The sequence below is a fragment of the Streptomyces sp. NPDC039609 genome (assembly GCF_055596705.1).
The window spans coordinates 217973-231206 of record NZ_JBVIUJ010000009.1 but is presented as its reverse complement, the minus strand read 5'-3'; the positions used below and the strand labels follow the sequence as shown (position 1 = coordinate 231206).

General features: G+C 69.7%; 13 protein-coding genes. 10 read left to right on the top strand and 3 right to left on the bottom strand.

Annotation, left to right across the window (positions count from 1 at the left end; genetic code table 11):
- Window positions 1-10: 10 nt before the first annotated feature.
- The 3 genes from ilvC to ACZ561_RS27055 all read left to right on the top strand — a co-directional run bounded on the left by ilvC (window position 11) and on the right by ACZ561_RS27055 (window position 3526).
- Window positions 11-1012 carry a ketol-acid reductoisomerase gene (ilvC, locus tag ACZ561_RS27065; protein WP_329115580.1) on the top strand — a complete coding sequence of 334 codons (1002 nt, stop codon included), beginning with the start codon at window positions 11-13 and terminating at the stop codon, window positions 1010-1012.
- A 237-nt stretch (window positions 1013-1249) separates the two neighbouring features.
- Window positions 1250-2839 carry a phosphoglycerate dehydrogenase gene (gene serA, locus ACZ561_RS27060; RefSeq protein ID WP_383553709.1) on the top strand — a complete coding sequence of 530 codons (1590 nt, stop codon included), beginning with the start codon at window positions 1250-1252 and terminating at the stop codon, window positions 2837-2839.
- A gap of 105 nt (window positions 2840-2944) precedes the next feature.
- Complete coding sequence (locus ACZ561_RS27055; protein ID WP_470999626.1) at window positions 2945-3526, top strand: TetR/AcrR family transcriptional regulator; 582 nt, start codon at window positions 2945-2947, stop codon at window positions 3524-3526.
- Here the strand turns inward: ACZ561_RS27055 and ACZ561_RS27050 are convergent.
- Together ACZ561_RS27050 and ACZ561_RS27045 are read right to left on the bottom strand one after the other, a co-directional pair.
- Window positions 3498-4490 carry an NAD(P)-dependent alcohol dehydrogenase gene (locus tag ACZ561_RS27050; RefSeq protein ID WP_470999624.1) on the bottom strand — a complete coding sequence of 331 codons (993 nt, stop codon included), beginning with the start codon at window positions 4488-4490 and terminating at the stop codon, window positions 3498-3500. The genes ACZ561_RS27055 and ACZ561_RS27050 overlap by 29 nt on opposite strands.
- A gap of 124 nt (window positions 4491-4614) precedes the next feature.
- Window positions 4615-5931 carry a PucR family transcriptional regulator gene (locus tag ACZ561_RS27045; RefSeq protein WP_470999622.1) on the bottom strand — a complete coding sequence of 439 codons (1317 nt, stop codon included), beginning with the start codon at window positions 5929-5931 and terminating at the stop codon, window positions 4615-4617.
- Between the two features lie 182 nt (window positions 5932-6113).
- Here ACZ561_RS27045 and ACZ561_RS27040 point away from each other — a divergent pair, with 182 nt between their 5' ends.
- From ACZ561_RS27040 to ACZ561_RS27015, 6 genes are all read left to right on the top strand, one after another.
- A complete protein-coding gene (locus tag ACZ561_RS27040; protein WP_470999620.1) occupies window positions 6114-7040 on the top strand; it encodes a proline dehydrogenase family protein in 927 nt (308 codons plus the stop codon).
- A gap of 30 nt (window positions 7041-7070) precedes the next feature.
- On the top strand, window positions 7071-8702 hold the full coding sequence (pruA, locus tag ACZ561_RS27035) for an L-glutamate gamma-semialdehyde dehydrogenase (protein ID WP_470999618.1): 1632 nt from the start codon (window positions 7071-7073) through the stop codon (window positions 8700-8702).
- 123 nt (window positions 8703-8825) lie between these two features.
- Window positions 8826-9062: a hypothetical protein gene (locus ACZ561_RS27030; protein WP_470999616.1), complete on the top strand. Its 237-nt coding sequence runs from the start codon at window positions 8826-8828 to the stop codon at window positions 9060-9062.
- A 133-nt stretch (window positions 9063-9195) separates the two neighbouring features.
- A complete protein-coding gene (locus ACZ561_RS27025) occupies window positions 9196-9612 on the top strand; it encodes a hypothetical protein (RefSeq protein WP_470999614.1) in 417 nt (138 codons plus the stop codon).
- A 7-nt stretch (window positions 9613-9619) separates the two neighbouring features.
- A complete protein-coding gene (locus ACZ561_RS27020; RefSeq protein ID WP_470999612.1) occupies window positions 9620-11062 on the top strand; it encodes a hypothetical protein in 1443 nt (480 codons plus the stop codon).
- Complete coding sequence (locus ACZ561_RS27015) at window positions 11059-11571, top strand: hypothetical protein (RefSeq protein WP_470999610.1); 513 nt, start codon at window positions 11059-11061, stop codon at window positions 11569-11571. The genes ACZ561_RS27020 and ACZ561_RS27015 overlap by 4 nt, the downstream gene beginning before the upstream one ends.
- Window positions 11572-11638: 67 nt before the next feature.
- Here the strand turns inward: ACZ561_RS27015 and ACZ561_RS27010 are convergent, their stop codons facing one another.
- Window positions 11639-12568 (bottom strand): alpha/beta fold hydrolase, encoded by a 930-nt coding sequence (locus ACZ561_RS27010; protein ID WP_470999608.1) that lies wholly within the window; start codon window positions 12566-12568, stop codon window positions 11639-11641.
- 95 nt (window positions 12569-12663) lie between these two features.
- On the opposite strand from ACZ561_RS27010, the gene ACZ561_RS27005 reads away from it, so the two are divergent.
- Window positions 12664-13221 carry a GNAT family N-acetyltransferase gene (locus tag ACZ561_RS27005; protein WP_470999817.1) on the top strand — a complete coding sequence of 186 codons (558 nt, stop codon included), beginning with the start codon at window positions 12664-12666 and terminating at the stop codon, window positions 13219-13221.
- Window positions 13222-13234: the final 13 nt, after the last annotated feature.

Below are 13234 nucleotides of genomic sequence, written 5' to 3'. Positions count from 1 at the left end.
GAGATTCCCAGTGGCCGAGCTGTTCTACGACGACGACGCCGACCTGTCCATCATCCAGGGCCGCAAGGTCGCGGTGATCGGTTACGGCAGCCAGGGCCACGCCCACGCGCTGTCGCTCCGTGACTCGGGTGTCGACGTCCGCGTCGGTCTGCACGAGGGCTCCAAGTCCAAGGCCAAGGCCGAGGAGCAGGGCCTGCGCGTGGTGACGCCGGCCGAGGCCGCCGCCGAGGCCGACGTCATCATGATCCTGATCCCGGACCCGATCCAGGCCCAGGTCTACGAGGCGTCCATCGCCCCGAACCTGAAGGACGGCGACGCGCTGTTCTTCGCCCACGGCTTCAACGTGCGCTTCGGCTTCATCAAGCCCCCGGCCGGCGTCGACGTCGCGCTCGTCGCCCCGAAGGGCCCGGGCCACCTGGTCCGCCGCCAGTACGAGGAGGGTCGCGGCGTCCCCGCGATCGCCGCCGTCGAGCAGGACGCGACCGGCAACGCCTTCGCCCTGGCGCTCTCCTATGCCAAGGCCATCGGCGGCACCCGCGCCGGCGTCATCAAGACGACCTTCACCGAGGAGACCGAGACCGACCTGTTCGGTGAGCAGGCCGTCCTCTGCGGTGGTGCCTCCGCGCTGGTGAAGGCGGGCTTCGAGACCCTGGTCGAGGCCGGCTACCAGCCGGAGATCGCCTACTTCGAGTGCCTGCACGAGCTGAAGCTCATCGTCGACCTCATGTACGAGGGCGGCCTGGAGAAGATGCGCTGGTCGGTCTCCGAGACCGCCGAGTGGGGCGACTACATCACCGGCCCGCGGATCATCACCGACGCTACCAAGGCCGAGATGAAGAAGGTCCTCACCGACATCCAGGACGGCACCTTCGCCAAGAACTGGATGGACGAGTACCACGGTGGCCTGAAGAAGTACAACGAGTACAAGACCCAGGACGAGCAGCACCTCCTGGAGACCACCGGCAAGGAGCTGCGCAAGCTCATGAGCTGGGTGAACGACGAGGAGGCGTAAGCCTTCGGCACGGGGTCGGACACACTGTCCGGCCCCGTGCCACATCGTTGGACAGGCCGTCCAACCACGGACGAGTGATCCTTCCAACGAGGCGCATGAACGGCGCCGACGCACCACTACACTGCTCAACAACATTCGCGTTCAGGCCCACAGCGTCGTGCGCTTTCACGCGGCAAGCCCCCTCCACCGCCTGCGGCCGTCGGGACGGCCGTCCGCACTGGATCTGTGAGGACTCACGTGAGCTCGAAACCCGTCGTACTCATCGCTGAAGAGCTGTCGCCCGCCACCGTCGACGCACTGGGCCCGGACTTCGAGATCCGGCACTGCAACGGTGCCGACCGCGCCGAACTTCTGCCCGCCATCGCCGATGTGGACGCGATCCTCGTCCGCTCCGCGACCAAGGTCGACGCGGAGGCCATCGCCGCCGCCAACAAGCTCCGGGTCGTGGCCCGCGCCGGTGTCGGCCTGGACAACGTCGATGTCTCCGCCGCCACCAAGGCCGGCGTCATGGTCGTGAACGCCCCGACCTCCAACATCGTCACCGCCGCCGAGCTCGCCTGCGGCCTGCTCGTCGCCACCGCGCGCAACATCCCGCAGGCCAACACCGCGCTGAAGAACGGCGAGTGGAAGCGCTCCAAGTACACGGGCGTCGAGCTCAGCGAGAAGACCCTCGGCGTTGTCGGCCTCGGCCGCATCGGCGTTCTGGTCGCCCAGCGCATGTCCGCCTTCGGCATGAAGATCGTTGCGTACGACCCCTACGTGCAGCCGGCCCGCGCCGCCCAGATGGGGGTGAAGCTGCTGGCCCTGGACGAGCTCCTGGAGGTCGCCGACTTCATCACCGTCCACCTGCCGAAGACCCCGGAGACCCTCGGTCTCATCGGCGACGAGGCGCTGCACAAGGTCAAGCCCAGCGTCCGGATCGTCAACGCAGCGCGCGGCGGGATCGTCGACGAGGCGGCGCTGTTCTCCGCCCTCAAGGAGGGCCGGGTCGCCGGCGCCGGTCTCGACGTGTACGCGAAGGAGCCCTGCACGGACTCCCCGCTCTTCGAGCTCGACCAGGTCGTCTGCACCCCGCACCTCGGCGCGTCCACGGACGAGGCCCAGGAGAAGGCCGGAATCGCGGTCGCCCGCTCGGTGCGGCTCGCGCTCGCCGGTGAGCTCGTGCCGGACGCGGTCAACGTCCAGGGCGGTGTCATCGCCGAGGACGTCAAGCCGGGTCTGCCGCTCGCCGAGAAGCTCGGCCGCATCTTCACCGCGCTTGCGGGCGAGGTCGCGGCGCGTCTCGACGTCGAGGTGTACGGCGAGATCACCCAGCACGATGTCAAGGTGCTCGAACTCTCCGCGCTCAAGGGCGTGTTCGAGGACGTGGTCGACGAGACCGTGTCGTACGTCAACGCTCCGCTGTTCGCGCAGGAGCGCGGTGTCGAGGTCCGTCTGACGACCTCCAGCGAGTCCCCGGACCACCGCAACGTGGTCACCGTGCGCGGCACGCTCTCGAGCGGCGAGGAGGTCGCGGTCTCCGGCACGCTGGCCGGCCCCAAGCACCTCCAGAAGATCGTCGCCGTCGGCGACTACGACGTGGACGTCGCGCTCGCCGACCACATGGTGGTGCTCCGCTACGAGGACCGCCCCGGTGTCGTCGGCACGGTCGGCCGGATCCTCGGCGAGGCCGGTCTGAACATCGCCGGTATGCAGGTGGCGCGCTCGGAGGAGGGCGGCGAGGCGCTCGTCGTGCTCACCGTGGACGACACGGTGCCCGCCGCAGTGCTCGCCGAGATCTCGGAGGAGATCGGCGCGGCCTCGGCCCGCTCGGTCAATCTGGTCTGATCTCAGGCAGGTCCGGGCCCCGGCCCGGTCCGCACCAGGTACCCGTACCCGGTGTGCTAGACGATCGTCTTACACGACCGTCTAGGCGCCGGGTACAGTGCTGTCATGGGACACAAGGAAGACCTGCTCGAAGGCGCCAAGCGCTGCCTCCTGGAGAAGGGCTACGCCCGCACCACGGCCCGCGACATCGTCGCCGCCTCGGGCACCAATCTGGCCTCCATCGGCTACCACTACGGCTCCAAGGAGGCCCTGCTCCAGCAGGCCTTCCTGACGCTGACGGAGGAGTGGGGCAACCAGGTCGGCCCGGCCGGGAGCGGCGAGGAGAAGAAGGTGCTGCCGGCCGACCCGTACCAGCGCTTCCACGACCTCTGGGAGCAGGTCATCGCCGCGGCGGACGCCAGCCGACCGGTCTGGAAGCTCCAGACGGAGATCGTCACCCGCCTCGACGACGACGAGAAGCTCCGCGAGGCCATCAAGGAGCCCCAGCGGGAGGGCCGTCTCGGCATGGCCGAGGGCTTCCTCGGCATCGACGCGGAGGCCGACCCGGAGAAGGCCCGGGTGGCGGGGCTGCTCTGTCAGGCGCTGGTGACCGGCGTGATGATCCAGTGGATGGTGGATCCCGAGACGGCGCCGACCGCCGACGACCTGACCGAAGGGCTCAAGGTCCTGATGGCGGAGGGGAACTGACGACGACCTTCGCGCGGGCGTGCTCGATCTCCACGTAGCGGATGGCCTCCGGCACCTCGTGCAGCGGATAGGTCCGGTCGATCACCGGTGTGATGCTCCCGTTCTCGGCCAGATCCCGCAGGGCCGCGAGCTTCTCCCTGCCGGGGGAGGCCGAGAGCACGAGCAGCCGTTGGCGTACGAAGCGGGACAGCAGCTGTCCCTTGAGGAGAAGCCCCATCGGTCCGACCACGCTGCCCCCTTCGAAGACTCCGCCGCCGGACAGGACGAGCGTCCCGGTGGGGGTCAGGGCGCGTCGGCACTCGGCCAGCGATCGATTGCCCACCAGGTCGAACAACAGGTCGTAGCGCTCCGCGCCCGTGGCGAAGTCCTCCTGGGTGTAGTCGACGACACGGTCCGCCCCGAGCGAGCGGACCAGCTCCACGTTCCGCGTACTGCACACACCGGTGACGGCGGCGCCGGAGGCCTTCGCGATCTGGACGGCGAACGTCCCCACACCTCCTGACGCACCGTTGATCAGCACCTTCTGCCCCTGCCGCACGCCCCCCAGATCGCGCAGCCCCATGAGAGCGGTGGTACCGGCCAGCGGAATCGCAGCCGCCTGCTCGAACGACAGGTTCGCCGGTCTTCGCTCCACGACGTCGTCGGACGCGCACATGTACTCCGCGAACGCCCCTTCGGCCTCGCCGAACACCTCGTCACCGGGGCGCAGTCGCGTCACCCCCGACCCCACCGCCTCCACCCGGCCCGCGAAGTCCGTACCCAGGATCTTGGCCTTCGGTCTGCGGACTCCGAGCACCAGACGCGCCAGATACGGATCGCCCCTCATGAGATGCCAGTCGCGCGCGTTGACCGACGCCGCGTGGACCCGTACGAGCACCTCGCGGTCGCCCGGCACCGGCGTCTCGATGTCCTTGAACTCCAGCACGTCCGCCGATCCGTACCGGTCCTGAACGATTGCCTTCATGCGGCCCTCCCTCACCTACCCACGACGGTAGGGGCCCGGGTGGCCGGGGGATATCGGGGACGCCCCCGAGAACATTCGCACAGACCCCTGAGGAATCCCGGGGGTGGGACAGCCGTCAGGGTGACTACAACTTCGCCGCCTTGAGCGCCATGTGGAGCAGCAGCCGGTCCTCACCCGCGTCCAGGTCCAGCCCCGTCAGCTGCTCGACCCGCGACAGTCGGTAGTAGAGGGTCTGGCGATGGATGCCCAGGGCAGCCGCGGTGCGCCCTGCCTGGCCCGCGTTGTCGAGGAACACCTCGGCGGTGCGGGCCAGTTCGGCATGGGTGGGGGAGAGCAGGGCCTGCACCGCCGGGTCGGGGGCGGTCCGGGGGAGAGCGGTGAGCAGACGGTACGGGCCGATGGCCGACCACTCGGCGAGCGGGCCGAGCCCCGGTTGGGCGACGGCCGCCCGTGCGGCCGCCGCGGCCTCATGCCAGGCGGTGTCCAGGTCGGCGAGACCGCGACGCGGGAGCGCGATCCCCGCGACGGCCACGGCGCCGGCCCCTGAGACGGCCGTCGCCGCGCCGGTCGCCGCGCCGGCCTTCGTCCTGGCCTTCGTACCGGCCGCCGGGCCGGAACCCGCCCCGGCCGTCCCGCCCGCGGCGTCCCGCAGTCGCCCGGGACCCGCCCCGGCCGCAGCGTCCCGCAGCCGCCCGGCCGCCGCCGCGGCCGGCGCGAGATTGTCCGCCGCCCGCAGGCGCACCAGCACCGCGAGCGCCCGCCCGTCCGCGCCCTCCCCGCTCCCGACCGCCGTCCCGGCCGCCGACGCAGGGGCGTGCCACGGCACCGTGCAGAGCGCCGCCGCGGCCGGGACCGTACGGGCCGAAGGGCTGTCCTCGCCCGGCCACGGGGTCACGGCCACCATCGCGTGCAACCCCTCGGCGTCAGGGCCCAGGGCCGTACGCAGCGCGGCGAGCGCCATGTCGTACTGCCAGCCCCGCTCGGCGGTCAGGGCGGCCCTCAGCTCCCGGGAGAGGTCCGAGCCCGCCCGCTCCTCGTCCGCGAGAAGGCCGCCGATCCGGGCCGCGACCTCCATGGCCGCCGTGAGCTGGGCGGGCGTGGGATGCGGCTCGGCGTCCAGCAGCCAGACGTACCCGAGGACGACGCCCCGATGCCGTACGGGAAGGCAGATCCGGTCCCGGAACACTCCGGCGTCCGGTGCGGCCGGGATGCGGACCGGGCCCGTCGCCCGGGTGATGCCGAAGCCCTCGAACCAGGCGCGCACGGCGGGCGTCGACTTTCTCGTCAGGATCGAGCGGGTGCGGACCGGGTCCATGGCACTGTCGTCGTCGCTGTCGTGGGCCCCGAAGGCGATCAGCCCGAAATCGCGGTTCTCCAGGGTCGCCGGGGCGTCGAGCAGCGCCGAGATCTCGTCGACCAGTTCTTGGTAGTCGCCCTTCACGGCGCCATTCTCGCACCCTCTCAGACATATGTATGAGATGCCGCCCACGGATGCGTGACAGCTGTCGATGGCAGACGATCGGAGCGATCCTTAGGTTTCACGGTGGTTCTCCGTGCTGTTCCCGATTCCTTACCAAAGATCGGGTAGGCACCCTTCGTCACCCTGCCCCTCTGGAGGTCCCCGTGCTGGGTCCCGTGATCCTCGCCGCGTCGCGCAGCGACAAGATGCGCCGTTTCGTGTCGGCCGCCCCCGGGACCAAGCAGGTCGTCGACCGGTTCATCGCGGGCGAGACGGTCGAGCACGTCATCCCGATCGTCGAGGACATCACCGGCCGCGGCCTGGAGGTCACCCTCGACGTCGTCGGTGAGGACATCACCACCGTCGAGCAGTCCTATGCCGCCCGCGACGCCTACCTGGAGCTGATCGGCCGCCTCAAGGAGCTGGGTCTCGGCGAGCGCGCAGAGATGTCCGTGAAGCTCTCGATGTTCGGGCAAGCGCTGGAGGGCGGCCACGAGCTCGCTCTCGCCAACGTCCGCCCCGTCGTCGCCGCCGCCGCCGAGATCGGCACCACGGTCACCCTGGACGCCGAGGACCACACCACCCTCGACTCGATGTTCGCCATCCACGAGGAGCTGCGGAAGGACTTCCCGCAGACCGGCTGCGTCATCCAGGCGTACCTCTTCCGCACCGAGGAGGACGCCCGCCGCCTCGCCGCCAACGGCTCCCGCGTCCGGATCGTGAAGGGCGCCTACAAGGAGCCCGCCTCCGTCGCCGTCCAGGACAAGCCCGAGATCGACAAGGCCTACGTCCGGATCATGAAGATCCTGATGGAGGGCGAGGGCTACCCGATGATCGGCTCCCACGACCCGCGCCTGATCTCCATCGGCCAGGAGCTCGCCCGCCGTGCCGGGCGCAAGCTGGACGAGTACGAGTTCCAGATGCTCTACGGCATCCGCAGCGAGGAGCAGAACCGTCTCGCCGCCGAGGGTCACCGGATGCGCGTCTACACGGCCTACGGCACCGACTGGTACGGCTACTTCATGCGCCGCCTCGCGGAGAAGCCGGCCAACCTGCTCTTCTTCGCCCGCTCCATCCTCACCAAGGGCTGAGCCCACCCCTCAAAAGGAGTTACGAGACTCATGGACGCTGTAACCCAGGTCCCCGCTCCGGTCAACGAGCCGGTGCACAGCTACGCCCCCGGTTCCGCCGAGCGCGCCCGCCTCGAGGCCAAGCTCAAGGAGCTGGCCGAGAACCCGCGCGACCTCCCGATGACGATCAACGGTGTCAAGCGCATGGGCGGCGGCGAGCGCGTCGACGTCGTGCAGCCGCACAACCACAAGGCCGTCATCGGCACCTTCGCCGGCGCCACCCAGCAGGACGCCCAGGACGCCATCGACGCCGCCCTGGCCGCCGCCCCGGCCTGGCGCGCGATGTCCTTCGACGACCGCGCCGCGATCATCCTGCGCGCCGCCGAGCTGCTGTCCGGTCCGTGGCGCGAGACGCTGGCCGCCTCCACCATGCTCGGCCAGTCGAAGACCGCCCAGCAGGCCGAGATCGACACCCCCTGCGAGCTCGTCGACTTCTGGCGCTTCAACGTGGCCTACGCCCGCCAGATCCTGGCCGAGCAGCCGCCGGCGAACTCCCCGGGTGTGTGGAACCGTCTGGACCACCGCCCGCTCGAGGGCTTCGTCTACGCGATCACGCCGTTCAACTTCACGGCCATCGCGGGCAACCTGCCCACCGCCCCCGCCCTCATGGGCAACGTGGTGATCTGGAAGCCGTCCCCGACCCAGACCCACTCCGCCGTGCTCCTCATGGAGCTCCTGGAGGAGGCCGGTCTGCCCAAGGGCGTCATCAACCTGGTGACGGGCGACGGCATCGCCGTCTCCGAGGTGGCGCTGAACCACCCCGACCTGGCCGGCATCCACTTCACCGGCTCGACCAAGACCTTCCAGCACCTGTGGAAGACGGTCGGCAACAACATCGAGGCGTACCGCTCCTACCCGCGGATCGTCGGCGAGACCGGTGGCAAGGACTTCGTCGTCGCCCACCCGAGCGCCGACCGCGCGATCCTGAAGACCGCGCTGACCCGTGGCTCCTTCGAGTTCCAGGGCCAGAAGTGCTCCGCGTCCTCGCGTGCGTACGTCCCGGCCTCCATCTGGAACTCGGGCTTCAGGGAGGAGTTCGCGGCCGAGGTCGACGGCATCAAGATGGGTGACGTCACCGATCTGACGAACTTCATCGGCGCCGTGATCGACGAGCGTTCGTTCGCCAAGAACAAGGCCGCGATCGACCGCGCGAAGGCCGACGAGACCTGCACGATCGTGGCCGGCGGCACCTACGACGACTCGGAGGGCTACTTCGTCCGTCCGACCGTCATCGAGTGCTCCGACCCGGCGAACGAGGTCTTCACGACCGAGTACTTCGGCCCGATCCTCGCGATCCACGTCTACGAGGACGACAAGTACGACGAGATGCTGACCCAGATGGAGTCGGTCTCGGACTACGCGCTCACCGGCTCGGTCATCTCCGGCGACCGCGCCGCCACGGCGTACACGATGGAGAAGCTCCGCTTCGCCGCGGGCAACTTCTACATCAACGACAAGTCGACCGGCGCCGTCGTCGGCCAGCAGCCCTTCGGTGGCGGCCGCGCGTCCGGCACGAACGACAAGGCCGGCGCGCCGCAGAACCTGATGCGCTGGACGCTGACCCGCGCGATCAAGGAGACCCTGGTCCCGCCGACCGAGTACGGCTACCCCCACATGGGCTGACGCCCCCGCCTCACCGAGGCCCCCTGACACCGCCCCCCTCCTGGGTCCCCCAACCGAGGACGGGGGCGGTTCTCATGGTGTGGGCATACGCTGCTTGGAGGGGGCTTGGTGAGGAGGTACGACATGCCTGGTTCGACGACCATCGGCCCCGGGCACGGGGTCGACGCGATCGAGCACCTCGATGCGCTGCGGATGATGTCCCTGATGAAGGAGCTGCACCGGCTGCTGACCGTGCAGGGACCTGATCGGATCACGGACGCGCAGGTCGCGGCCCTGCTCGGGGGCGAGGCCCACGATCGCGAGGTCTTCACCGACTGGGTGGAGCGGGTGGCCCGTGATCTGGAGAAGGCTACGGCCTGAGGGGGACGCGCCGTTCGAGGAAGTCGCCGGTCAGCTCGGCGATCGCCGAGCTGACCGGCGACTTCCTCGAACGGGCTGTCGGAGGTGCTGTGTAGGGTGACGTCGATTGACGCCGATCTCAACGGGGGTGGATATGGCGTTCGACGACGAGTGGTCGCAGATCAAGACCGAGACGACCACGATGCGGCTCAACCAGCTCGACGGGGGCGGGGGTGGCGGCGGGGGAACGTCGCAGCCGGACCTGAAGACCGCGCCGGCCGAGAAGAAGGCGGCGGCCAAGGCCATCCATGACATCCTGGAGCCGGAGACGAGGACCGCGGGGGATCACGCCGACGCGTCCACGACCGCGGCGAAGACGGAGTTCGCGGGGTGGCAGACGGCCTCCGCGCTGAAGACCGTCGAGGAGACCTGGACCGGCCAGGTGAAGATGCTGCTCGGACGGCTCGGCGGCGAGAAGGGCGCGCTCGGCGGGTCCGGATTCTCCTTCCAGGCGCAGGAGTTGAGAAACCGCGACGGCTTCCAGCCGCTGGCGCCCGGCCCGAAGGAGTAGGGCGACCGTGCTCACGTACCACGAGGTCATGACGACCGACTTCGGCAAGCTGACCACGGCGGCCACGGCCTGGGACGGCATGGCGGACAAGTTCGAGACGCTGGAGACGACGTACGAGAAGAAGGTCCAGTCGACCACCACGAGCGGCATCTGGCTCGGGCAGGCCCAGCAGGTGGCCGCACCGAACTTCGCCGTCACCCGCAACGAGTACAACAGCGCGCAGATCCAGGCGCGGACGGTCGCCATGTTGTTGCGCGAGGCGAGCACGCTCTTCACCGAACTGAAGGGAAAGGTGAAAACGGCGGTCGACGAGGCTGTGGCGGCGGGGATGAAGGTCAGCGAGGGCGGGGTCGCCTCGTTCGACTTCTCCAAGGTCGACACCCAGGACGCACGTGCCATCCGTCACGATCCCGACCTCCCGGAGGTGGAGCGTGCCTGGACGCGGAAGATCCAGCAGGCAGTGGACGCGTTCGACGAGGCCGACACCGGGGTGAAGCTCGCCCTGATCGACGCGGTGACGGACACGAACTTCCAGGACGGCACCTTCGGCGGCTTCAACGGCAGCCGCCCGTACGCCTCCCTCAAGGAGGCGGCCGCGGCCGAGAACATGCCCAAGGACCGGTCGAAGGTCCCGGAGTGGTGGAGCAGACTCGACCCGGTGACGCGGGCCATCCTGCTGGAGGAGCGCGGCGACGAGCTGCGCAAGGCGGGCGTCCTCGACGTCCACCACTACAAGTGGTCCAAGCCCGACGAGGGCGCCGGCGCGTTCGACGTGGAGGACCCCACGGCACGCGACTACTGGGTCCTCGCCCAGGCGAAGCTCCTGGAGGGCGGCGGCGACGTCCTCGGCCAGAACGGCGCCAGCCGCAACATGTCGCACTACCTGAGCGCCACGGGAAAGCCGCTCACCGTGGACGTGGACCGCTTCCTGCACGACGAACCACAGCTCGGCAACTCCATCAGGACCAACCATCTGGAGCTGAACCAGCAGGCCTGGCGGCAGCAGGCCCTCGACGCCTACCAGCAGTCCGGCGGCAAGCCCGTGGCGATCCCGGTGGAGAGCCGGGCCATCGGGCAGCAGCTCCAGGAGGGCACCGAGTGGTACCACGCCATCAACGGACACCAGCAGAACGTCTCCGGCGTGGTGACCGTGACCCCGGGGGACGACGGCAAGCCCAAGGTGGCCCTCGACTACCAGGTCAACGTCTGGGACCGCTACAACTGGGACAACGGCAAGGGGATCAACCTCGGCCCCGTGCACATCCCGGACACCGACATGCAACGCCTGCACAAGACGGGCCTCGCCCAGGAGTTCGACATGCGAGGATCCAGCTCGGTACGCCACCAGGACTTGACCGTCCTCCCGTCCTCGACCCCGGTGCCCGACACCGATCCGGGCCGGGACGGCACCCGCAAGGACCCGGACCGCACCAGGGAGGCGAACCGATGACGTGGACCGCCCGTTCCAGGCCAACGGTCCTCGCGGCGACCCTCGCCTCCGCCGTGCTGCTCACCGCCTCCGGCTGCTCGTCCGGTTCGGCCGAGCAGCGCGGGCCGGAGTGGAAGAAGGGCGCCGGAGCGCCCGAGACCGCGGCCTACATGAGGGTCGACGTGCCGGCGGGGGCCACCGAGGTGAAGGGAGCGGTGAAGCTCGTCCCCCAGGACGCGGTCCAGCTGCTGACCTTCGTCACCACGCCGAAGGAGGCCGAGGCCCTCGGGCGGCAGTTCGAGGGGCAGGGTCCGCTGATCGTGCGGCCGGCGCAGACCGCGCAGCCCACGACCGACCCGTCCTTCGCCCACCTCGGGACCGCCGAACCGGAAGCGCTGACCGGCCTGCGCTGGGCCGGCGTCTGTCCGCCCTGCGTCAAGGACAAACAGCGCACGCACATGCAGTGGATCGAGATCTACCTCCAGAAGCTGGACGCCGACCGCACCCGGGTCTACCTGCGCGCCTGGTGATCGCGACGGTCCGGACATGTGATCTTCACCGACTGGGTGGAGCGGGTGGCCCGCGATCTGGAGAAGGCTACGGCCTGAGGGGGACGCGGCGCGCGAGGAAGTCGCCGATCAGCTCGGCGATCGCCGGTGCGTGGGTCTCCAGGGCGAAGTGGCCCGTCGGGAGCAGGTGGATCTCCGCGTTCGGGAGGTCGCGGCGGAAGGCTTCGGCGCCCTTCGGGACGAAGACCTCGTCGCCCTCGCCCCAGACGGCGAGCAGGGGGACCTGGGTCGTGCGGAAGTAGTCGTGGAAGGCGGGGTAGAGCGCGAAGTTGGAGCCGTAGTCGCCGATCAGGTCGAGCTGGATGGCGTCCTGGCCCTCCCGTGCCATCAGGGCGGCGTCGTGGTGCCAGGCGTCCGGGCTGAGCAGGTCGCGGAACTCGGCCGGGACGCCCGTCTCGTACTGCCACTTGATGCCGTCCAGGGAGCGGATGCCGCGCACCGGCTCCTCGGTCTCCGGCGTGCGGTCGGCGATCATCGCGAGGACGGGGGCCCAGGCGTCGGCCCCGAGGCCCTCCTCGTAGGCGTTGCCGTTCTGGGTGACGATCGCGGTGATCCGCTCCGGGTGGGCGAGGGCCAGGCGCAGGCCGATGGGGGCGCCGTAGTCCTGGATGTAGAGGGCGAACCGGTCCAGGCCGAGGGTCTCCGTGAACTCCGCTGTGACAGCGGCCAGTTCGGCGAAGCTGTAGTCGAACTCCTCGGCCGATGGCGCCGCGCTACGGCCGAAGCCGATGTGGTCCGGGGCGATCAGCCGGAGGGGGTACCTCCCCGCTCGGGCGGATCCGGGAGCTTGGGGGCTGTCGGCGAGGAGCGGGATCAGGTCGCGGAACATGTGCGAGCTGGTGGGGAAGCCGTGCAGCAACAGGAGGACCGGGGCGTCCGCGGGGCCGGCCTCCCGGTAGTTGATCTCGTGGCCGCGGACGGTGACGGTGCGGTGGTGGACCGGCTGCACTGGAGACATCGCCTCTAACCCCTCAATGTGCTTTGACTGGTTGACGGTGAGAGTGAATCAGCCTCCCGTCTAACCTGTCAATTGTATTTTGATGGTTAGTGATGATGCTGGGGGAGACTGGAGGGGTGAACGTGACTACCGCCGCCACTCATGAGCTAGGGCCCGAACGGCTCGGCTCCATCAGGGAGATGCTCGACACCGCCTTCGACGGCGACTTCGGCGACGAGGACTGGGACCACACCCTCGGTGGCATCCACGCCTGGATCGAGGACGCGCGCGGCATCGCCGCACACGGCAGCGTGATCATGCGGCGCGTGCTCCACAACGGGCGTTCGTACCGCATCGGTTACGTCGAAGGCGTGGGTGTGCGCGGCGATCGGCGCCGGCAGGGGCTCGGCGGGCTCGTCATGGGCGAGCTGGAGCGGGTGATCGACGGGGCGTACGCCTTCGGGGCGCTGTCCGCGTCGGACGAGGGGGCCGCGCTCTATCTGGCTCGCGGCTGGCAGTCGTGGCAGGGGCGGATCGAAGTGATCGGCCCCGAGGGGGTCGTCCGCCTTCCGGACGAGGAGGGGTCCACCTATCTGCGTCCGGCGGCCGGCGGAACGCTCCCGGACCCCGCCGCCGCGCTGCTCTTCGACTGGCGCGACGGCGACGTGCTCTGAGCTTTCGGAGCGC

Coding starts and splice junctions, on each gene's coding strand:
- ACZ561_RS27025 (WP_470999614.1), top strand. CDS start 9,196: ATGGCGTTCGACGACGAGTGGTCGCAGATCAAGACCGAGACGACCACG.
- ACZ561_RS27015 (WP_470999610.1), top strand. CDS start 11,059: ATGACGTGGACCGCCCGTTCCAGGCCAACGGTCCTCGCGGCGACCCTC.
- ACZ561_RS27030 (WP_470999616.1), top strand. CDS start 8,826: ATGCCTGGTTCGACGACCATCGGCCCCGGGCACGGGGTCGACGCGATC.
- ACZ561_RS27005 (WP_470999817.1), top strand. CDS start 12,664: ATGCTGGGGGAGACTGGAGGGGTGAACGTGACTACCGCCGCCACTCAT.
- ACZ561_RS27010 (WP_470999608.1), bottom strand. CDS start 12,568: ATGTCTCCAGTGCAGCCGGTCCACCACCGCACCGTCACCGTCCGCGGC.
- ACZ561_RS27050 (WP_470999624.1), bottom strand. CDS start 4,490: ATGAAGGCAATCGTTCAGGACCGGTACGGATCGGCGGACGTGCTGGAG.
- ACZ561_RS27055 (WP_470999626.1), top strand. CDS start 2,945: ATGGGACACAAGGAAGACCTGCTCGAAGGCGCCAAGCGCTGCCTCCTG.
- pruA (WP_470999618.1), top strand. CDS start 7,071: ATGGACGCTGTAACCCAGGTCCCCGCTCCGGTCAACGAGCCGGTGCAC.